Source organism: Pseudomonas sp. PDM20 (assembly GCF_014852575.3).
Lineage (GTDB): Bacteria > Pseudomonadota > Gammaproteobacteria > Pseudomonadales > Pseudomonadaceae > Pseudomonas.
Map to the genome: position 1 here is coordinate 2353945 of NZ_CM181224.1, position 20689 is coordinate 2374633.

The following is a 20689-nucleotide window of genomic DNA, read 5'->3' on the forward strand; positions in this document are numbered from 1 at the left end:
AGAAAGCATGAATCAACGTCGGCAGGAGAGGGGGTTCACCCTGATCGAACTGATGGTCACGGTGGCGATAGTGGCGATCCTCGCCGCCATCGCCTTCCCCAGCTACCAGCGTTACGTGCTGCGCGGCCACCGGGTCGAAGCCCAGGCCGTGCTCAGCGAGGCGGCGGCCCGGCAGGAGCGCTACTACTCGCAGAACAATGCCTACGCCAGCACTGCCGCCGCGCTGAACATGACCAGCAATGTCAACGCTCTGCAGTACTACAGCCTGGTCATTTCCAACATCACCGCCACCACCTACACGCTCACCGCCACCGCCACGGGCTCCCAGGCCAAGGATGCCCCGTGCCTGACCCTGAGCCTCGACCAGGCCGGCACTCGCAGCAATACCGGCACCGGAACCGGCACCACCTGCTGGCAATGAGTGGGCGACGAAAGCGTGCGATTGGCGAACACTGCGCCACAGGTCGAATTGCGCCGGCCGGTACCGGCCCCTAGGGTGAAGCGGATTCGCGGGCCTGCCTTGCACCTGGATTACCCGCGCGACCGTCCATCCCGGCCGCTGCCCGTATTCCGGGCCACGGCATAGACTGGGCGCACGAGCCGCGACGAAGAGCGCGGCCAACCACAAGAGTGAGTGCCTGTATGCAAAGCCTGCTGAGCGAGCGCAGCCGCGTGTTCGAGCGTGCCGATCCCTATGCGGTGTCCGGCTACGTCAACCAGCATGTGGGCACCCACGACCTGCGCCTGCCGGCCCACGGCCATCCCCAGGCCAGCCTCAATCACCGGCGTTTTGCCAGCCTCGACCTGTGCCGCATCAGCTATGGCGGCGCGGTGCGCGTCACCTCGCCGGCGCTGGAGAGCATCTTCCACCTGCAGATCCTCCTCAGTGGCCACTGCCTGTGGCGCGGCCAGCGCCAGGAGCACTACCTGGCGCCGGGCGAGCTGCTGCTGATCAACCCGGACGACCCGGTCGACCTGACCTACTCGGACGACTGCGAGAAATTCATCCTGAAGATTCCGGTGACCCTGCTCGAAGCCGTCTGCGCCGAGCAGCGCTGGAACCACCCGCGCGCCGGTGTGCGCTTCACCGAGAACCGCTACCAGCTGGGCGAACTGGAAGGCTTCGTCAACCTGCTGTCGATGGTCTGCCAGGAGTCCGAAGCCGGCGAGCGCCTGGCGCGGGTCGACGAGCACTACCAGCAGATAGTCGCCAGCAAGCTGCTGACCCTGCTGAAGACCAACGTCAGCCGCGAACCCATCGCCGGTGCCAGCGCTTCCTTCGAACGCATCGAGGCGTACATCGAGGGCCACCTGCGCGAGGACATCGACGTCGAAGCGCTGGCGCGCCAGGCTTCAATGAGCCTGCGCTCGCTCTACGCGCTGTTCGAGCGGCATGCAGGCGCCACGCCGCGCCAGTACATCCGCCGCCTCAAGCTGGAGCGCATCCGCGCCTGCCTGAGCGACCCGGCCTGCCCGGTGCGCAACGTCACCGAGCTGGCGCTGGACTATGGCTTCCTGCACCTGGGGCGCTTCGCCGAAGGTTACCGCCAGCAGTTCGGCGAATTGCCCTCGGAGACGCTCAAGCGCCGCAGCTGATCTCTGCTGGCTCACGCCGACGTTATGCTTGAGCACCAACGTAGGATGGCGTGGAGCGCAGCGATACCCATCAATTCCGGCGCACCGACAGCATGGGTATCGCAAGCTCCACCCATCCTACTCAAGCGTTCGCCGGGGAAGGCGGCAGGGCACCAGGCCATTCCTGCGAAAGCCGATTGGTAGGGCGCATAACGCGCCAGCGTTATCTGCCGCGAGGTGGCCGGCGGAAAACCCGTTCCGGGTTATGCGCCCTACGTGCTGCCGTTCCTCCGATTCCCCGCTTCGCTTGCCGGGGTGGGGCTGTACTGGGAAGAGGCGTGCGCAATTCCAGCGAGGTCGCGTCCATGAATCCCACCCCGTTCATTCTCTCGCCGGGAGCGCGCAGCCCGGCCCTCAATGTCGTCGGCATCCGCATCAACGTGCTGGTCGCCGACACCGACTCGGCGGCGCTGAGGATTACCTTTCAGGCAGGCGAGGAGGGGGCCGGGCCGCCGCCGCACACCCATGACTGGGACGAGTCCTTCTATGTGCTCCACGGCGAAGTCGTCTTCACGGTCGCCGAACGCACGGCCGCCTGCCAGGCCGGCACGTTGATCCACATTCCCGCCGGCACTTTGCATGGCTTCAACTTCGGCCCCGGCGGTGGCGAGATGCTCGAAATCACCGGCGCCCAGAGCCAGGCCATCGAGATGTTCCGCGCCCTGGATCGCGAGCTTGCGCCCGGCCCCGTGGACGTACCGAAGACCGTCGAAGTGGCCGCTGAATACGGCGTTATCTTCCACCTCTGAATCCCCGGCGGCCTGCTCGCGCGGGCCTTCGTTGCGGCTTCACGGCAACCCTGCAGAAAACGGATAGCACTCTGCACAAAGCGGATATTGCCCCGCCGAACCCAGCCCTAACCTGAGCCTGCCTGAACAATAACAACGGAGGCCCCGGCCATGTCCCTGGGTATCGACTACCTGCGTTCGCTGCTTGAGGAAGACCCTGCCAAAGGCGTCTATCGCTGCCGGCGGGAGATGTTCACCGACCCGCGCCTGTTCGACCTGGAGATGAAACACATCTTCGAAGGCAACTGGGTCTACCTCGCCCATGAAAGCCAGATCCCCGAGAAGAACGACTTCCTGACCACGATGATCGGTCGCCAGTCGGTCTTCATCGCGCGCAACAAGGACGGCGTGCTCAACGCCTTCCTGAACGCCTGCAGCCACAAGGGCGCCATGCTCTGCCGGCACAAGTCCGGCAACCGCGCAAGCTACACCTGCCCGTTCCACGGCTGGACCTTCAACAACTCCGGCAAGCTGCTCAAGGTCAAGGACCCGGCCGAGGCCGGCTACCCGGAAGGCTTCAACTGCGAAGGCTCCCACGACCTGACGAAAGTGGCGCGCTTCGAGTCCTACCGCGGCTTCCTCTTCGGCAGTTTGAAGGCCGAGGTCAAGCCGCTGGTGGAGCACCTGGGCGAGTCGGCGAAGATCATCGACATGATCGTCGACCAGTCCCCCGAAGGCCTGGAAGTGCTGCGCGGCTCCAGCAGCTACATCTACGAAGGCAACTGGAAACTCACCGCCGAAAACGGCGCCGACGGCTACCACGTCAGCTCGGTGCACTGGAACTACGCCGCCACCCAGAGCCAGCGCCAGCAGCGCGAAGCCGGCGAAGAAGTGAAGACCATGAGCGCCGGTGGTTGGGCCAAGCATGGCGGCGGTTTCTACTCCTTCGACCACGGCCACCTGCTGCTCTGGAGCCGCTGGGCCAACCCCGAGGCGCGCCCGGCCTTCGAGCGCCGCGACGAACTGGCCCGCGACCATGGCCGCGCCCGCGCCGACTGGATGATCGAGAACTCGCGCAACCTCTGCCTGTACCCCAACGTCTACCTGATGGACCAGTTCAGCTCGCAGATCCGCATCGCCCGGCCCATCGACGTCAACCGCACCGAAATCACCATCTACTGCATCGCGCCCAGGGGCGAGAGCAGCGAGGCTCGTGCCCAGCGCATCCGCCAGTACGAGGACTTCTTCAACGTCAGCGGCATGGCCACGCCGGACGACCTGGAGGAATTCCGATCCTGCCAGCAGGCCTACCAGGGCAGCGCGGGCGGCTGGAACGACATGTCGCGCGGGGCGCAGCACTGGATCGACGGCGCCGACGATGCGGCGCGGGAAATCGACCTGGCGCCGGCTCTGTCCGGCGTACGCACCGAGGACGAAGGCCTGTTCGTGCTGCAGCACCAGTACTGGCAGCAGATCATGATCGATGCGCTGGCCGCCGAGCAGGCCAATCGCATCGCCGTGACAGAGGAGGGCGTGTGATGAGCCGCTACGAGAGCGTCCGCGACTTCCTCTACCGCGAAGCGCGCTACCTCGATGACAAGGACTGGGATGCGTGGCTGGAGCTGTACGCCGCCGACGCCACCTTCTGGATGCCCTCCTGGGATGACCGCGACCAGCTCACCGAAGACGCGCAGCGGGAAATCTCGCTGATCTGGTACGGCAGCCGTGGCGGCCTGGAAGACCGCGTGTTCCGCATCAAGACCGAGCGCTCCAGCGCGACCCTGCCGGACACGCGCACCTCGCACAACCTGAGCAACATCGAGGTGCTCGGCGAGGCCGACGGGCAGTGCCAGGTGCGCTTCAACTGGCACACCCTGAGCTTCCGCTACAAGACCGTCGACAGCTACTTCGGCACCAGCTTCTACACGCTCGACGTGCGTGGCGAGCAGCCGCTGGTAAAGGCGAAGAAGGTCGTGCTGAAGAACGACTACGTCAGGCAAGTCATCGACATCTACCACATCTGATTCGCCGTCGCAGGCTGTGCGGCGCGTGCGTGGATTCGCCGCGCGCGATGCTGCCTGCGCGGCACCGAGGTGCACGCCATGAACCACAAGATCGCCCTCAATTTCGAAGACGGCGTTACCCGCTTCATCGACGCCAGCCCCAGCGAGACCGTGGCCGATGCGGCCTACCGCCAGGGCATCAACATTCCGCTGGATTGCCGCGACGGCGCCTGCGGCACCTGCAAGTGCTTCGCCGAAGCCGGCCGCTACGACCTGGGCCAGGACTACATCGAGGACGCGCTCACCGAGGACGAAGCCGAGCAGGGCTACGTGCTCACCTGCCAGATGCGCGTGCAGAGCGATTGCGTGGTGCGCGTGCCGGCCTCCTCGCAAGTCTGCAAGACCGCCCAGGCCAGTTTCGAGGCCAGCATCAGCGCGGTGCGCCAGCTCTCCGAAAGCACCATCGCGCTGTCGATCAAGGGCGAGTCGCTGAGCAGGCTGGCCTTCCTGCCGGGGCAGTACGTCAACCTGCAGGTGCCGGGCAGCGAGCAAAGCCGCGCTTACTCCTTCAGCTCGCTGCAGAAGGACGGCGAGGTCAGCTTCCTGATCCGCAACGTGCCGGGCGGCCTGATGAGCAGCTTCCTCACCGGTCTGGCCAAGGCCGGGGACGCGCTGTTCCTGGCCGGCCCGCTGGGCAGCTTCTACCTGCGCGAGATCAAGCGGCCCTTGCTTCTGCTGGCCGGTGGCACGGGCCTGGCGCCCTTCACCGCGATGCTCGAACAGATCGCCGAGCGTGGCAGCGAACATCCGCTGCACCTGATCTACGGCGTCACCCATGACTTCGACCTGGTGGAGATGGACCGCCTGGAAGCCTTCGCCGCGCGCATCCCCAATTTCACCTGGAGCGCCTGCGTGGCCAGCCCGGAGAGCAGCTATCCGCGCAAGGGCTACGTCACCCAGCACATCGAGCCGGTGCATCTGAACGACGGCGAGGTGGACATCTACCTCTGCGGTCCGCCGCCGATGGTCGAGGCGGTCAGCCAGCACATCCGCGAGCAGGGCATCACGCCGGCGAATTTCTACTACGAGAAGTTTGCGGCGAGCGCGGCCTGATGGGTCAAGAGCCCCTCACCCTAACCCTCTCCCGCAAGCGGGAGAGGGGACCGTTCGGCGCAGGATAGAACCACGGTATCAACCGGTACGGACGGCCCCCTCTCCCTCTGGGAGAGGGCTGGGGTGAGGGTGGTGGGTAACGCACCAAGTTTCGGGAATCAACTGAACATGAGGTTTCCATGAACCGATTCAACAACAAGATCGCCCTCGTCACCGGCGCCGCCCAGGGCATCGGCCGGCGCGTCGCCGAACGCCTGGTGGAAGAGGGCGCCAAGGTCATCGCCGTGGACCGCTCGGAAATCGTCCACGAACTGCAGGAAGCCCTCGGCCAGCACGGCGAAGTGCTCACCCTGACTGCCGACCTGGAGCGCTTTGCCGACTGCCAGGGCGTGGTCGCCCAGGCCATCGAGCGCTTCGGCCGCCTCGACATCCTGGTCAACAACGTCGGCGGCACCATCTGGGCGAAGCCCTTCGAGCATTACGCCGAGGACGAGATCGAAGCCGAGGTGCGCCGCTCGCTGTTCCCGACCCTGTGGTGCTGCCGCGCGGCGTTGGTGCCGATGCTGGAGCAGGGCGCGGGCGCCATCGTCAACGTCTCGTCCATCGCCACCCGTGGGGTTAATCGCGTGCCCTACGGGGCGGCGAAGGGCGGGGTGAACGCGCTGACTGCGTGCCTGGCCTTCGAGACCGCCGAGCGCGGCGTGCGGGTCAACGCCACCGCGCCCGGCGGCACCGAAGCGCCGCCGCGGCGCATCCCGCGCAACGCGGCGCAGCAGAGCGAGGAGGAGAAAGCCTGGTACCAGCAGATCGTCGACCAGACCCTCGACAGCAGCCTGATGAAGCGCTACGGCAGCATCGACGAGCAGGTCGGCGCGATCCTCTTCCTCGCCTCCGACGAAGCCAGCTACATCACCGGCGTGACCCTGCCGGTGGGTGGCGGCGACCTGGGCTGAGTCGCCGCCATGATGCCCTTACGGCAGGTTTGCGCCGATCAGTTGCAGGCAGCGTTGCAGCGGCGCGCTGACGTCGCCGCGGCGCTGGCTGAGGATGATCGGCGAGACCGCCCCGGCGTCGGTCAGCGTGGCGTAGCCGATGTCGGCGCGGTGCTGCTGTTGCACCGACGCCGGCACCAGCGCCACGCCCAGGCCGGCGGCGACCAGGCCGATGGCGGTCTGCAATTCGTTGGTCCACTGCGCCACGCGGATGCTCAGGCCGTGGTTGGCGAACAGCGCGAGCACGTGGTCGGCGTAGCTGGGGCGCGGGTTGGCGGGGTAGAGCACGAAGTCCTCGCCGGCCAGCTGTTCCAGGCTCAGCGGCGTGCCGAGCAGGCGATGGCCGGCGGGCAACACGGCGACCATCGGCTCCTCGCGCAAGACCTGCTGGGTAATCGCCGGATCGTCGATGCGGATGCGCCCGAAGCCGATGTCGATGCGCCCGCTTTTCAGCGCCTCGACCTGCTGCACCGTGGTCATTTCCTGCAGCCCCAGCTCCAGAGCGGCGTCGCCGCGCAACTCGCGGATCAGCTCGGGCAAGCCGTCGTACAGCGTCGAGGGCGCGAAGCCGATGCCGAACCACTGGCGCTCGCCCTGGCCGATGCGCCGGGTGCTCTCGCAGATGCTTTCCAGCTGCGCCAGCAGGGTGCCGGTCTGCTCGTGGAAGTAGCGCCCGGCGTCGGTCAGGCGCAGCGGTCGGCCACGCTCCAGCAGCGCTACGCCAAGCAGTTCCTCGAGCTGCTGGATCTGCCGGCTCAGTGGCGGCTGGGCGATGTGCAGGCGCTCGGCGGCGCGGGTGAAGTTGAGGGTGCCGGCCACTTCGCGGAAGTAGCGCAGGTGTCGCAGCTCCATGATACCTCCAGGGTATGCAACAAGATGGCAACGATATTGGACTGCCTGCAGGCCCCGGCGCAATCCTTCGTCAATCGTGAAAAGACCTGTCGGGTATCGCCGCAATGCGGCCCGGCCCACCCACAAATCCCAGACCGGAACGCCGTCCATGAGTAGCCCCGTCATCGAACGCATCGAGTCGATCATCGTCGACCTGCCGACCATCCGCCCGCACAAGCTGGCCATGCACACCATGCAGCAGCAGACGCTGGTGATCATCCGCCTGCGCTGCTCCGACGGCGTCGAGGGCATCGGCGAAGCCACCACCATCGGTGGCCTGGCCTATGGCAACGAGAGCCCGGAAAGCATCAAGGCCAACATCGACGCGCACTTCGCGCCGCTGCTCAAGGGCCAGGACGCCAGCAACATCAACGCCTGCATGCAGCGCCTGGACAAGTCGATCAAGGGCAACACCTTTGCCCGCTCGGGTATCGAGAGCGCGCTGTTGGACGCCCAGGGCAAGCGCCTCGGCCTGCCGGTCAGCGAGCTGCTCGGCGGTCGGCTGCGCGACAGTCTCGAAGTGGCCTGGACCCTGGCCTCCGGCGACACCGCCCGCGACATCGCCGAAGCCGAGCAGATGCTCGACATCCGCCGCCACCGCATCTTCAAGCTGAAGATCGGCGCCAACCCGCTGGAGCAGGACCTCAAGCATGTGGTGGCGATCAAGAAGGCACTGGGCGAGCGCGCCAGCGTGCGCGTGGACGTCAACCAGGGCTGGGACGAATCCCAGGCCATCCGTGGCTGCCAGGTGCTCGGCGAGAACGGCATCGACCTCGTCGAACAACCCATCTCGCGCATCAACCGCAGCGGCCAGGTGCGCCTGAACCAGCGCAGCCCGGCGCCGATCATGGCCGACGAATCCATCGAGAGCGTGGCCGACGCCTTCAGCCTCGCCGCTGACGGCGCCGCCAGCATCTTCGCCCTGAAGATCGCCAAGAACGGTGGCCCGCGCGCCGTGCTGCGCACTGCGCAGATCGCCGAAGCCGCCGGCATCGCGCTGTACGGCGGGACCATGCTCGAAGGCGCGGTCGGCACCCTGGCCTCGGCCCACGCCTTCCTCACCCTGGAGAAGCTGACCTGGGCCACCGAGCTATTCGGCCCGCTGCTGCTCACCGAGGAAATCGTCACCGAGGCGCCGGTCTACCGCGACTTCCAGCTGCACGTTCCGCGCACGCCCGGCCTGGGCCTGACCCTCGACGAGGAGCGCCTGGCGCGCTTCCGCCGCCACTGATTTGCAACCCTTTCCGACTGCCCGATAGAGGAGAAGACCCGATGCTGTTCCACGTGAAGATGACCGTGAAATTGCCCGTCGACATGGACCCGGCCAAGGCCGCCCAGCTCAAGGCCGACGAGAAGGAGCTGGCCCAGCGCCTGCAGCGCGAGGGCAAGTGGCGCCACCTGTGGCGCATCGCCGGGCACTACGCCAACTACAGCGTGTTCGACCTCGCCAGCGTCGAGGAGCTGCACGACACCCTGATGCAGCTGCCGCTGTTCCCCTACATGGACATCGAGGTCGACGGGCTCTGCCGCCATCCGTCCTCGATCCATACCGACGACCGCTGATTTACGTCCCGGACGAATCAACAAGAACAAGACTTGAGGATCGCATCATGACCGTGAAGATTTCCCAGACTGCCGACATCCAGAAGTTCTTCGAAGAGGCCAGCGGCGCCCTGAATGACCAGGGCAACCCGCGCGTGAAGAACCTCGTCCTGCGCATCCTGCAGGACACCGCGAAACTCATCGAAGACATGAACGTCACTCCCGACGAATTCTGGAAAGCGGTGGACTACCTCAACCGTCTTGGCTCCCGCCAGGAAGCCGGCCTGGTCGTCGCCGGCCTCGGCGTCGAGCACTACCTCGACCTGCTGCTGGATGCCCAGGACGCGGCTGCCGGCATCGGCGGCGGTACCCCGCGCACCATCGAAGGCCCGCTGTATGTGGCCGGCGCGCCGCTGTCCGAAGGCGAAGCGCGGATGGATGACGGCAAGGACGCGGGCACCGTGATGTTCCTTTCCGGCCGCGTGTTCGACCCGCAGGGCAAGCCGCTGGCCGGCGCCGTGGTCGACCTCTGGCACGCCAACACCCAGGGCACCTACTCGTACTTCGACAGCACCCAGTCCGAGTTCAACCTGCGCCGGCGCATCGTCACCGACGCCGAAGGCCGCTACAAGGCCCGCAGCATCGTGCCCAGCGGCTACGGCTGCCCGCCGGACGGCCCGACCCAGGAGCTCCTCGATCAGCTTGGCCGCCATGGCCAGCGCCCGGCGCACATCCACTTCTTCATCTCCGCACCGGGGCATCGCCACCTGACCACGCAGATCAACCTCGCCGGCGACCAATACCTGTGGGACGACTTCGCCTATGCCACCCGTGACGGACTGATCGGCGAGGTGCGTTTTGTCGAGGACGCGGCTGCCGCCAAGGCGCGCGGCGTGGAAGGGCGCTTCGCCGAGATCGAGTTCGACTTCCAGTTGCAGCAGGCGGTTTCTGCCGATGCCGAGGACCGCAGCAACCGTCCCCGCGCCTTGCAGGAAGCCTGATTCCCGCCAACGCTCCGACTTTGCCGGTAACCCCGACGTAGGATGGCGTGGAGCGCAGCGATACCCATCGATCCGTGCACCGACCGCATGGGTATCGCTGCGCTCCACCCATCCTACGCAGAGCGCCCTGATGCTCCGCAGCTCGGGCTGTCGCAGGCATGGCCAGCTCCTACAGATCAACGCTGTGCCAACACTGTAGGAGCGGGCCATGCCCGCGACCCGCGGACAACGTCCGCGTCCACCTTCAGACACCTCCGATCCCGTGAAAACCAGCCGTTAGCCCCCTAAGAGAAGTGTTCGATATTCGCACCAATAGTCGATTATCGCATTGTTCGCCCATCCCCCCGACGGTACTGTTTTCCCATCGGCACCCCCTACACAACGAGACCGACCATGGCTGAACTCCTGACTCTCCGCGAAGCGGTCGAGCGCTTCGTCAACGACGGCGATACCGTCGCGCTCGAAGGCTTCACCCACCTGATCCCGACCGCTGCCTCCCACGAGCTGATCCGCCAGGGCAAGAAAGACCTGCACCTGGTGCGCATGACCCCCGACCTGGTCTACGACCTGCTGATCGGTGCCGGCTGCGTGCGCAAGCTGACCTTCTCCTGGGGCGGCAACCCCGGTGTCGGTTCGCTGCATCGCCTGCGTGACGCGGTGGAGAAGGGCTGGCCGCGGGAGCTGGAGATCGACGAGCACAGCCACGCCGACCTCGCCAACTCCTACGTCGCCGGCGCCTCGGGCCTGCCGTTCGCCGTGCTGCGCGCCTACGCCGGCTCCGACCTGCCGAAGGTCAACCCGAACATCAAGTTCATCAACTGCCCGTTCACCGGTGAGCAACTGGCTGCCGTGCCGTCGGTGCGTCCGGACGTCACCGTGATCCACGCGCAGAAGGCCGACCGCAAGGGCAACGTGCTGCTGTGGGGCATCCTTGGCGTGCAGAAGGAAGCCGCCCTGGCCGCCAAGCGCTGCATCGTCACCGTCGAGGAAATCGTCGACGACCTGAATGCGCCGATGAACTCCTGCGTGCTGCCGACCTGGGCACTGTCCGCCGTCTGCCTGGTGCCCGGCGGTTCGCACCCTTCCTACGCCCACGGCTACTCCGAACGCGACAACCGCTTCTACCAGGCCTGGGACCCGATCGCCCGCGACCGCGACACCTTCAACGCCTGGATCGATACCTACATCCGCGGCACGAAAGATTTCAACGAGTTCAAAGCCAAGCTCGCGGAGGCCAAGTAATGAGCGCCTACAGCACCAATGAAATGATGACCGTGGCCGCCGCCCGCCGCCTGAAGAACGGTGCCGTCTGCTTCGTCGGTATCGGCCTGCCGTCCAAGGCCGCCAACCTCGCGCGTCTGACCGCCTCGCCGGACGTGGTCCTGATCTACGAATCGGGCCCCATCGGCGCCAAGCCCAGCGTGCTGCCGCTGTCCATCGGTGACGGCGAGCTGGCCGAGACCGCCGACACCGTGGTGCCCACCGGCGAGATCTTCCGCTACTGGCTGCAGGGCGGGCGCATCGACGTCGGCTTCCTCGGCGCAGCCCAGGTCGACCGCTTCGGCAACATCAACACCACCGTAATCGGCGACTACAACAAGCCCAAGGTGCGCCTGCCCGGCGCCGGTGGCGCACCGGAGATCGCCGGTTCCGCCAAGGAAGTGCTGATCATCCTCAAGCAGTCCCACCGCACCTTCGTCGACAAGCTGGCCTTCATCACCTCGGTCGGCTTCGGCGAGGGCGGCGACCATCGCAAGCAGCTCGGCCTCCCAGGCAAGGGCCCGGTGGCGATCATCACCGACCTGTGCATCATGGAGCCGGAAGCCGGCAGCAACGAATTCATCGTCACCACCCTGCACCCGGGCGTGACCCGCGAGCAGGTGGTCGAGAACACCGGCTGGGCGATCCGCTTCGCCGAGCAGGTGACCGAGACCGTCGCGCCGACCGACGTCGAGCTGGAAGCCCTGCGCGCCCTCGAAGCCCGCACCGCCGCCGCCCACGGCCAGCTGGGAGGTGAGGAATGAGCCGCGAGGTCTTCATCTGCGACGCCGTGCGCACGCCCATCGGTCGCTTCGGCGGCTCGCTCTCCGGTGTGCGCGCCGACGACCTCGCCGCCGTGCCGGTGAAGGCGCTGCTGGAACGTAACCCGCAAGTCGACTGGGCCGCGCTGGACGAGGTCTACCTCGGCTGCGCCAACCAGGCCGGCGAGGACAACCGCAACGTGGCGCGTATGGCGCTGCTGCTGGCCGGCCTGCCGGAAAGCGTGCCGGGCGTGACCCTCAACCGTCTCTGCGCCTCGGGCCTGGACGCGGTAGGCACCGGCTTCCGCGCCATCGCCAGCGGCGAGGCCGAGCTGGTCATCGCTGGCGGCGTCGAGTCCATGTCCCGCGCGCCCTACGTGATGGGCAAGGCCGACAGCGCCTTCGGCCGCGGTCAGAAGATCGAGGACACTACCATCGGCTGGCGCTTCATCAATCCGCTGATGAAGGCGCAGTACGGCGTGGACGCCATGCCGCAGACCGCCGACAACGTGGCCGACGATTACAACGTCAACCGCGCCGACCAGGACGCCTTTTCCCTGCGCAGCCAGCAGCGTGCCGGCGTCGCCCAGGCCAACGGCTACTTCGCCGAGGAAATCGTCCCGGTGGTGATCAAGGGCCGCAAGGGCGAGACCGTCGTCGACACCGACGAACACCCGCGCCCGGACACCACCCTGGAAGCGCTGGCCAAGCTCAAGCCGGTCAACGGCGAAGGCAAGACCGTCACTGCCGGCAACGCTTCCGGCGTGAATGACGGTGCCGTGGCTCTGATCCTCGCCAGCGCCGAGGCGGTGAAGAAACACGGCCTGACGCCGCGCGCGAAGGTGCTCGGCATGGCCAGCGCCGGTGTCGCCCCGCGCGTGATGGGAATCGGCCCGGTGCCGGCGGTGCGCAAGCTGCTGGAACGCCTGAACCTGTCGGTCGACCAGTTCGATGCCATCGAGCTGAACGAAGCCTTTGCCGCGCAAGGTCTGGCGGTGACCCGTGATCTGGGCATCGCCGATGACGACGTACGGGTGAACCCCAACGGCGGCGCCATCGCCCTCGGCCACCCGCTGGGTGCCAGCGGCGCGCGCCTGGTGCTGACCGCTGTGCACCAGCTGCAGAAGTCCGGCGGCAAGCTTGGCCTGTGCACCATGTGCGTGGGCGTAGGGCAGGGCGTGGCGCTGGTCGTCGAGCGCGTCTGACCTCTGGCCTTGTAGGGCGCATAACCTGGAACAGGTTATCCGCCGGCCATGGGTCGGCGGATACGCTGGCGCGTTATGCGCCCTACGAAAGGCAACTCTCCGGTCATACTGTCCGACAACGCCCGCCGATCTCCGGAGCCACCTCGTGAGCACCAACCTTCTGTTCGACGCCTACTTCACCCAGCCCGCCATGCGCGCGATCTTCAGCGACCTCGGCCGGGTGCAGGGCATGCTCGACTTCGAGGCCGCGCTGGCCCGTGCCGAGGCCCGCGTGGGTGTGATCCCGGCAAGCGCCGTGGCGCCCGTCGCCGCCGCCTGCCGCGCCGAACTCTACGATTTCGCTGCACTGGCGCAGGCCATCTGCAGCGCCGGTAATTCCGCGATCCCGCTGGTGAAGGCGCTGGGCAAGCGTATCGCCGCCGAGGACGCCGAAGCCGAGCGCTACGTGCACCTGGGCGCCACCAGCCAGGACGCCATGGACTCCGGGTTGGTCCTGCAGTTGCGTGCCGCCATCGAGCTGCTCGAAGGCGACCTCGCCCAGTTGGCCGACGCGCTCGCCGTACAAGCACAAGCCCACGCCGGCACGCCCATGGTCGGCCGCACCTGGCTGCAGCACGCCACGCCCGTCACCCTCGGCATGAAGATCGCCGGCTGGCTGGGTGCGATTACCCGCCATCGCCAGCGTCTGAGCGAACTCAAGCCGCGCCTGCTGTGCCTGCAATTCGGCGGCGCCTCCGGCAGCCTCGCCGCGCTGGGCGAGCAGGGCTTCGCCGTGGCCGAAGCGCTGGCTGAAGAGCTGGACCTGCAACTCCCCGAACAACCCTGGCACACCCAGCGCGACCGCCTGGTGGAGTTCGCCAGCCTGCTCGGCCTGATCGCCGGCAGCCTGGGCAAGCTGGGCCGCGATCTCAGCCTGCTGATGCAGACCGAGGCCGGCGAAGTCTTCGAGCCTTCCGCGCCGGGCAAGGGTGGTTCCTCCACCATGCCGCACAAGCGCAACCCGGTGGGCGCCGCCGTGCTGATTGGCGCGGCGACCCGCGCGCCCGGCCTGGTCTCGACCCTGTTCGCCGCCATGCCCCAGGAGCACGAGCGCAGCCTCGGCCTGTGGCACGCCGAATGGGAAAGCCTGCCGGAGCTGTGCTGCCTTGTCTCTGGTGCGCTGCAACAGGCACTGAGCCTGGTACCGGGCCTGGAAGTGGATGCCGAGCGCATGCTGGCCAACCTCGACCTGACCCGTGGCCTGGTGCTCGCCGAAGCCGTGAGCATCGCCCTGGCCCAGCGCATCGGCCGCGACGCGGCACACCACCTGGTGGAGCAGTGCTGCAAGCAGGCGGTGAAGGAGGGTGCACACCTGCGCGCGGTGCTCGGCGCCAACGCCGAAGTCGCCGCCCAACTGAATGCCGGGGAACTGGATCGCCTGCTCGATCCCGCCCATTACCTGGGCCAGGCGCGTCGCTGGGTCGAGCGCGCGCTGGCCGAACACCACGCACTTTCCTTGCGCAAAGAATCCCCATAGGAGCCTTGCATGCCTGCCGTACGTCTCGCCGATGGCGACCTGAATTACTTACTTGAAGGGCCGCAACTCTCAGGCCCCGCCGACGCTCCGGTTTTGGTGCTGTCCAACTCCCTGGGCACCGACCTGCACATGTGGGACGCGCAGGTCGCCGCCTTCGCCGAACACTTCCGCGTGCTGCGCTATGACACCCGTGGCCACGGCGCTTCGCTGGTCACTCCCGGCCCGTACAGCATCGAGCAGAATGGCCGCGACGTGCTGGCCCTGCTGGACGCTCTGGACATCCCGCGCGCGCATTTCTGCGGCCTGTCCATGGGCGGCCTGATCGGCCAGTGGCTGGCCATCCATGCGCCGGAGCGCATCGAGCGCCTGGTGCTGTGCAACACCGCCGCCAAGATCGGCACCCCGGAAGTCTGGAACCCGCGTATCGAGACCGTGCTCAGCGGCGGCGCCGAGGCCATGCGCAATCTGCGTGATGCTTCGATCTCGCGCTGGTTCACCGCCGACTTCGCCGAAGCTGAGCCGGGCAAGGTCGAGCCTATCGTCGGCATGCTGGCGCAGACCTCGCCGGAAGGTTACGCAGCCAACTGCGCGGCTGTGCGTGATGCCGATTTCCGTGGTGAGATCGGTGCGATCACTGCGCCGACCCTGGTGGTCTGCGGCGCTGCCGACCCGGTGACCACCACCGAGGACGGCCGCTTCCTGCAGGCGCGCATTCCCGGCGCCGAGCTGGCGGAATTCCGCGCCGCGCACCTGTCCAACGTGCAGGCCGGCGATGCCTTCAGCCAGCGCGTGCTGGACTTCCTGCGCGCCTGATTGCCTTCCCTTGTAGGAGCGCCCCATGGGCCCGCTTACCTGGAAAGTACTGTGCTTGGGGGAGAGGGGAAACCCAGGCACGAGTTTTCAGAGAAAGACAGTTGCTCCTACAGGTTCACTTTGGAGTTACCAGATGGACGAGAAAGAACGCTACGAAGCCGGCATGCAGGTGCGCCGCGCGGTGCTGGGCGACGCCCACGTCGACCGCAGCCTGCAGAAGCGCAACACCTTCAACGAAGAGTTCCAGGAAATGATCACCCGCCATGCCTGGGGTGACATCTGGACCCGCCCCGGCTTGCCGCGCCACACCCGCAGCCTGATCACCATCGCCATGCTGATTGGCATGAACCGCGAGGGCGAGCTGACGCTGCACCTGCGCGCCGCGCGCAACAACGGCGTGACCCGCGAAGAGATCAAGGAAGTCCTGCTGCAGAGTGCGATCTACTGCGGCATTCCGGCCGCCAACGCCACCTTCCACCTCGCCGAGGCGGTGTGGGACGAGCTGGGCACCGAGTCGCTGGGCGACGCCTGATCAGTGCCGCCCGGACCACGCATCCGGGCGGTGACTGATTGGCTGACGCTCGGGCCGCTCTGGTAGGGCGGCTAACGCGCCAGCGTTATCCGCCGCAGGATTTGCCGGCGGATAACCTGTTCCAGGTTATGCGCCCTACGATCCGATCCCGCAGGAGCGCCCCATGGGCCCGCTCCTGCAGGTCAATCGAGCTCTCGCAGGATGGGTGGAGCGAAGCGATGCCCATGCTGAAAGGCCTCAGCTCTCCAACTCCTTGCGATCCCTGAACAACTCCAGCGCCTGCGGGTTGGCCAGCGCGTCGGTGTTCTTCACCGGCTGGCCGTGCACCACGTTGCGTACCGCCAGTTCGACGATCTTGCCGCTGATGGTGCGCGGGATGTCGCTGACCGCGAGGATCTTCGCCGGCACATGGCGTGGGGTGGTGTTGCTGCGGATGGTCTGGCGGATGCGTTCCTGCAGCGCTTCGTCCAGCTCCACGCCGTCACGCAGTCGCACGAACAGCACCACGCGCACGTCGCCCTGCCACTCCTGGCCGATGGCGATGGACTCCAGCACCTGTTCGATCTTCTCCACCTGGCGGTAGATTTCCGCGGTGCCGATGCGCACACCGCCGGGGTTGAGCACGGCATCGGAACGGCCATGGATCACCAGACCGCCGTGCTCGGTTTCCTCGGCGTAGTCGCCGTGGGCCCAGACGCCGGGGAAGGTGGCGAAGTAGGCATCGAGGAATCTCTCGTTGTTCTCGTCGTTCCAGAAGCCCGCCGGGATCGACGGGAAGTGCCGCACGCAGACCAGCTCGCCTTTCTCGCCGCGCACCGGTCTGCCGGCCTCGTCCCAGACTTCCACCGCCATGCCCAGTGCCTTGCACTGGATTTCCCCGCGCCACACCGGCAGGGTCGGATTGCCGATGGCGAAGCAGGAAACGATGTCGGTGCCGCCGGAGATCGACGACAGGCAGAGGTCGGGTTTCACCTCGCGGTAGACGTAGTCGAAGCTCTCGTGGGCCAGTGGCGAGCCGGTCGAGAGCAGGGTCTTCAGACGTTCCAGCGAGTGGCTCTGGCGCGGCCGCACGTTGGCCTTTTCCAGTGCGGCGATGTACTTGGCGCTGGTGCCGAACACGCTGATGTTCTCCGCGTCGATCAGGTCCATCAGGCGCTCGGGGCCGGGGTGGAAGGGCGAGCCGTCGTAGAGCACCAGCGTCGCGCCGACGGCGAGTCCCGAGACCAGCCAGTTCCACATCATCCAGCCGCAGGTGGTGTAGTAGAACAGCGTGTCGTCGTTGCCCAGGTCGACGTGCAGGCCGTGCTCCTTCAGGTGCTGCAGCAGCACGCCGCCGGCGCCGTGGACAATGCACTTGGGCACGCCGGTGGTGCCGGAGGAGTAGAGGATGTACAGCGGGTGGTCGAAAGGCACCGGGGTGAATACCGGCTCGCCTCCGCTGTGGAAGAAGTCCTGCCAGAGGCTGACCCGTGCCGGCGTCTGGAAGTCGCTGCGTCGCGCGTGGCCGTTGGCGTAGGGGACGATCACCAGCTGCTCCAGGGTGGGCAGCTGGGCGAGGATTTCGTTGAGCTTGGCGCTGAGGTCCAGCATCTTGCCGGCGTAGCGGTAGCCGGCGCAGGCGATCAGCACCTTGGGCTCGATCTGGCCGAAGCGGTCGATCACGCCATGGGTGCCGAAGTCCGGCGAGCAGCTCGACCAGGTGGCGCCGAGGCTGGTGGTGGCGAGCATGCCGACCACGGTCTGCCAGGTGTTGGGCATGAAGGCCGCGACGCGGTCGCCGACGCCCACGCCGGCTTCGCGCAGTGCACGCTGCAGGCCGGCGACCTGGGCGGCCAGCTCGGCATGGCTGATCACCTCGCGACGCTCATCCTCGCTGATGGCGATCAGCGCCGGCTTGTTGTCGCGACGGCGCAGCAGGTGTTCGGCGAAGTTCAGGGTGGCGCCGGGGAACCAGCGCGCATCGGGCATTTCCGGGCCTTCCTCGAGGACCGCCGTGGGTGCCTCGTGGAACTGCACGCCGAAGGTGTCGATGATGGCCAGCCAGAAGGCTTCGCGCTCGGCGATGCTCCAGGCATGCAATGCGGCGTAGTCGGGCAGGTCGACTCTGTGCTGCTGCGCCACCTTGCGGCGGAAGGCGTCCATCCGGGTGGCGGCGATGCGTTCGGGGGAGGGTGTCCAGAGCAGTGGGTTCATTGACGACGACTCCAGCGAAGGAACGGTGGGCACCGCCGACCAGCGGCCCCCATCATCTTGACACGAAGCGTCGCCGGAAGTGCTTCGCCGCTGCGGGTGGATCACTGCGCGACCCAACCGCCATCCATGTTCCAGGCGGCGCCGCGGACCTGGGCGGCGGATTCAGAGCACAAGAATAGCGCCAGCTCGCCCAGCTGGTCGGCGGTGACGAAGTCGAGCGACGGCTGCTTCTCCGCCAGCAGGTCGTGGCGTGCCTGTTCGGGTGTGACACCGGCCGCTATGCGCGCGTCGATCTGCTGCTGCACCAGCGGCGTCAGCACCCAGCCGGGGCAGATGGCGTTGCAGGTGATGGCGCTGGTAGCGGTTTCCAGGGCGGTGGTCTTGGTCAGGCCGATCACCCCGTGCTTGGCGGCCACGTAGGCGCTCTTGCCGGCGGAGGCGACCAGGCCGTGGGTCGAGGCGATGTTGAGGATGCGCCCCCAGCCGCGCTGGCGCATGCCCGGCAACGCCAGGCGGGTGGTGTGGAACACCGAGGAGAGGTTGATGGCGATGATCGCGTTCCAGCGCTCCACGGGGAACTCCTCCAGCGCCGCGACGTGCTGGATGCCGGCATTGTTGACCAGGATGTCGAGGCCGCCGAACTCGCGCTCGACGTAGGCGATCATCTCGGCGATCTGTTCGGGTTGCGCCATGTCCGCGCCGTGGTGGCCGATACGCGTGCCGTGTACCGACAGCTCGCGTACCGCCGCGTCGATATCGCCGAAGCCGTTGACCACCACGTTGGCACCCGCCTGTGCAAGGCGCGCGGCGATGCCCAGGCCGATGCCGCTGGTGGAGCCGGTGACCAGTGCGGTCTTGCCTTTGAGAGTCATGCAAATCTCCTCTGGAACGGGTTGGCCGCATTGCTGCGACTATCAAAACATTGGATTGCCCAGAATTCGTTTGTGGCCTTGCGAGCTAGAGCAGAACAAGGAAAAAGCAGGCGAGGACGCGGAGTTGACGTGTAGTCAATGAGCAGCCATCGCCTGCTTTTGACGCAGTTATGCCGACGCGCAGCTAGCCACAAGCGGATTCTCAGACGATGCCGGTGGCGTAGAACGTGCCGATCACCACGAACACCGCGAGGGTCTTGATCAGGGTGATGGCGAAGATGTCCTTGTAGGCCTCGCGGTGGGTCAGGCCGGTGACCGCGAGCAGGGTGATGACCGCGCCGTTGTGCGGCAGGGTGTCCATGCCGCCGGAGGCCATGGCCGCGACCCGGTGCAGCACTTCCAGCGGGATGTTGGCGGCGTGGGCGGCGGCGATGAACTGCTCGGACATGGCCGCCAGGGCGATACTCATGCCGCCCGACGCCGAGCCGGTGATGCCGGCCAGGGTGGTGACGGTGATGGCCTCGTTGATCAGCGGATCGGGAATCTTCTTCAGCGCATCGGCCAGCACCAGGAAGCCCGGCAGCGAGGCGATCACCGCACCGAAGCCGTATTCCGAGGCCGTGTTCATGGCCGCCAGCAGTGCGCCGCCCACGGCGGTCTTGCTGCCCTCGGCAAGCTTGCTGCGGATCACCGTGAAGCTGGTCACCAGCACCAGCAGGATGCCCAGCAGCAGCGCCGCCTGCACCGCCCAGATGCCGGTCAGCTTGGCCACGTCGCTGGCCACCGGGGCGGCCATGCCGGCCAGTTGCAGGCTGTGGGTCTTGCCGTAGACCTGGGGAATCCAGTGGGTGAACAGCAGGTTGGCGACGCCCACCAGCACCAGCGGCGAGAGCGCCAGCAGCGGGTTGGGCAGCCGGATGTCGTCGGCGGTTTCCGGCTCGTTGCGCAGCTCGCTGCCGTAGCCCTCGCCGGCGGCGCGCGCCTTGCCGGCCTGGCGGCGCAGGAACAGCATGCCCACCGTGAAGACGAACAGGCTGCCGATCACCCCCAGCCAGGGCGCGGCCCAGCCGGTGGTGTTGAAGAAGGCGGTGGGGATGATGTTCTGGATCTGCGGGGTGCCGGGCAGGGCGTCCATGGTGAAGCTGAACGCGCCCAGGGCGATGGTTGCCGGGATCAGGCGCTTGGGAATGTTGCTCTGGCGGAACATCTCGGCGGCGAACGGATAGACCGCGAACACCACCACGAAGAGCGAGACGCCGCCGTAGGTGAGCAGGGCGCAGACCAGCACGATCACCAGCATCGCCTGGCTGGTGCCAAGCAGGCGGATGGCGGCGGCGACAATGGAGCGCGAGAAGCCCGACAGCTCGATCAGCTTGCCGAACACCGCGCCGAGCAGGAACACCGGGAAGTAGAGTTTGACGAAGCCGACCATCTTCTCCATGAACACCCCGGTGAAGGCCGGGGCGACGGCGGCAGGGTCCGTCAGCAGCACCGCGAGCAGCGCCGCGATGGGGGCGAAGAGGATCACGCTGTAGCCGCGGTAGGCGGCGAGCATCAGCAGGGCGAGGGCCGCAAGGGCGATGACCACGCTCATCGAAGTATCTCCAGTTGTCGCGCGGCCAGGAGCCGCGC

20 protein-coding genes are annotated in these 20689 nt (G+C 67.0%); 16 read left to right on the forward strand and 4 right to left on the reverse strand.

Annotated features, from left to right (window positions below; translation table 11 throughout):
- Window positions 1–7: 7 nt before the first annotated feature.
- The 7 genes from IB261_RS11050 to IB261_RS11080 all read left to right on the forward strand — a co-directional run bounded on the left by IB261_RS11050 (window position 8) and on the right by IB261_RS11080 (window position 6432).
- A complete protein-coding gene (locus tag IB261_RS11050) occupies window positions 8–421 on the forward strand; it encodes a type IV pilin protein (RefSeq protein WP_192383107.1) in 414 nt (137 codons plus the stop codon).
- A 221-nt stretch (window positions 422–642) separates the two neighbouring features.
- A complete protein-coding gene (locus IB261_RS11055) occupies window positions 643–1596 on the forward strand; it encodes an AraC family transcriptional regulator (RefSeq protein ID WP_081516595.1) in 954 nt (317 codons plus the stop codon).
- 317 nt (window positions 1597–1913) lie between these two features.
- On the forward strand, window positions 1914–2384 hold the full coding sequence (locus IB261_RS11060; RefSeq protein WP_318653078.1) for a cupin domain-containing protein: 471 nt from the start codon (window positions 1914–1916) through the stop codon (window positions 2382–2384).
- 150 nt (window positions 2385–2534) lie between these two features.
- A complete protein-coding gene (gene benA, locus IB261_RS11065) occupies window positions 2535–3902 on the forward strand; it encodes a benzoate 1,2-dioxygenase large subunit (protein ID WP_081516597.1) in 1368 nt (455 codons plus the stop codon).
- Window positions 3902–4387 (forward strand): benzoate 1,2-dioxygenase small subunit, encoded by a 486-nt coding sequence (gene benB, locus IB261_RS11070; protein ID WP_225606128.1) that lies wholly within the window; start codon window positions 3902–3904, stop codon window positions 4385–4387. Before benA ends, benB begins: the two co-directional genes overlap by 1 nt.
- 78 nt (window positions 4388–4465) lie before the next feature.
- The gene (benC, locus tag IB261_RS11075; RefSeq protein WP_192383103.1) at window positions 4466–5479 is read left to right on the forward strand and encodes a benzoate 1,2-dioxygenase electron transfer component BenC; all 1014 of its coding nucleotides are present in this window, start codon (window positions 4466–4468) and stop codon (window positions 5477–5479) included.
- Between the two features lie 179 nt (window positions 5480–5658).
- Window positions 5659–6432 carry a 1,6-dihydroxycyclohexa-2,4-diene-1-carboxylate dehydrogenase gene (locus IB261_RS11080; protein ID WP_192383102.1) on the forward strand — a complete coding sequence of 258 codons (774 nt, stop codon included), beginning with the start codon at window positions 5659–5661 and terminating at the stop codon, window positions 6430–6432.
- A gap of 18 nt (window positions 6433–6450) precedes the next feature.
- Here the strand turns inward: IB261_RS11080 and IB261_RS11085 are convergent, their stop codons facing one another.
- The gene (locus IB261_RS11085) at window positions 6451–7323 is read right to left on the reverse strand and encodes a LysR family transcriptional regulator (RefSeq protein WP_192383100.1); all 873 of its coding nucleotides are present in this window, start codon (window positions 7321–7323) and stop codon (window positions 6451–6453) included.
- A gap of 148 nt (window positions 7324–7471) precedes the next feature.
- On the opposite strand from IB261_RS11085, the gene IB261_RS11090 reads away from it, so the two are divergent.
- The 9 genes from IB261_RS11090 (at window position 7472) to pcaC (ending at window position 15992) form a co-directional block, all read left to right on the forward strand.
- Window positions 7472–8593: a muconate cycloisomerase family protein gene (locus IB261_RS11090; RefSeq protein WP_192383099.1), complete on the forward strand. Its 1122-nt coding sequence runs from the start codon at window positions 7472–7474 to the stop codon at window positions 8591–8593.
- A 41-nt stretch (window positions 8594–8634) separates the two neighbouring features.
- Window positions 8635–8925, forward strand: coding sequence for a muconolactone Delta-isomerase (catC, locus tag IB261_RS11095; RefSeq protein WP_081516603.1), 291 nt, complete (start codon window positions 8635–8637; stop codon window positions 8923–8925).
- Between the two features lie 47 nt (window positions 8926–8972).
- Window positions 8973–9905, forward strand: coding sequence for a catechol 1,2-dioxygenase (gene catA / locus IB261_RS11100; protein WP_192383097.1), 933 nt, complete (start codon window positions 8973–8975; stop codon window positions 9903–9905).
- A gap of 393 nt (window positions 9906–10298) precedes the next feature.
- Window positions 10299–11147: a CoA transferase subunit A gene (locus IB261_RS11105; RefSeq protein ID WP_081516604.1), complete on the forward strand. Its 849-nt coding sequence runs from the start codon at window positions 10299–10301 to the stop codon at window positions 11145–11147.
- Window positions 11147–11929: a CoA-transferase subunit beta gene (locus IB261_RS11110; protein ID WP_081516605.1), complete on the forward strand. Its 783-nt coding sequence runs from the start codon at window positions 11147–11149 to the stop codon at window positions 11927–11929. Before IB261_RS11105 ends, IB261_RS11110 begins: the two co-directional genes overlap by 1 nt.
- Window positions 11926–13131 carry a 3-oxoadipyl-CoA thiolase gene (pcaF, locus tag IB261_RS11115; protein WP_192383096.1) on the forward strand — a complete coding sequence of 402 codons (1206 nt, stop codon included), beginning with the start codon at window positions 11926–11928 and terminating at the stop codon, window positions 13129–13131. Before IB261_RS11110 ends, pcaF begins: the two co-directional genes overlap by 4 nt.
- 190 nt (window positions 13132–13321) lie before the next feature.
- A complete protein-coding gene (locus IB261_RS11120; protein ID WP_494515530.1) occupies window positions 13322–14647 on the forward strand; it encodes a 3-carboxy-cis,cis-muconate cycloisomerase in 1326 nt (441 codons plus the stop codon).
- A 9-nt stretch (window positions 14648–14656) separates the two neighbouring features.
- A complete protein-coding gene (gene pcaD / locus IB261_RS11125) occupies window positions 14657–15460 on the forward strand; it encodes a 3-oxoadipate enol-lactonase (protein WP_192383093.1) in 804 nt (267 codons plus the stop codon).
- 133 nt (window positions 15461–15593) lie between these two features.
- Window positions 15594–15992 (forward strand): 4-carboxymuconolactone decarboxylase, encoded by a 399-nt coding sequence (gene pcaC, locus IB261_RS11130; protein WP_151186614.1) that lies wholly within the window; start codon window positions 15594–15596, stop codon window positions 15990–15992.
- Between the two features lie 237 nt (window positions 15993–16229).
- Here the strand turns inward: pcaC and IB261_RS11135 are convergent, their stop codons facing one another.
- The 3 genes from IB261_RS11135 to IB261_RS11145 form a co-directional block, all read right to left on the reverse strand.
- Window positions 16230–18185, reverse strand: a complete 1956-nt coding sequence (locus tag IB261_RS11135) for an acetoacetate--CoA ligase (RefSeq protein ID WP_192383091.1) — start codon at window positions 18183–18185, stop codon at window positions 16230–16232.
- 101 nt (window positions 18186–18286) lie between these two features.
- A complete protein-coding gene (locus tag IB261_RS11140; RefSeq protein WP_192383089.1) occupies window positions 18287–19057 on the reverse strand; it encodes a 3-hydroxybutyrate dehydrogenase in 771 nt (256 codons plus the stop codon).
- A gap of 202 nt (window positions 19058–19259) precedes the next feature.
- Window positions 19260–20651: a GntP family permease gene (locus tag IB261_RS11145; protein ID WP_192383087.1), complete on the reverse strand. Its 1392-nt coding sequence runs from the start codon at window positions 20649–20651 to the stop codon at window positions 19260–19262.
- Window positions 20652–20689: the final 38 nt, after the last annotated feature.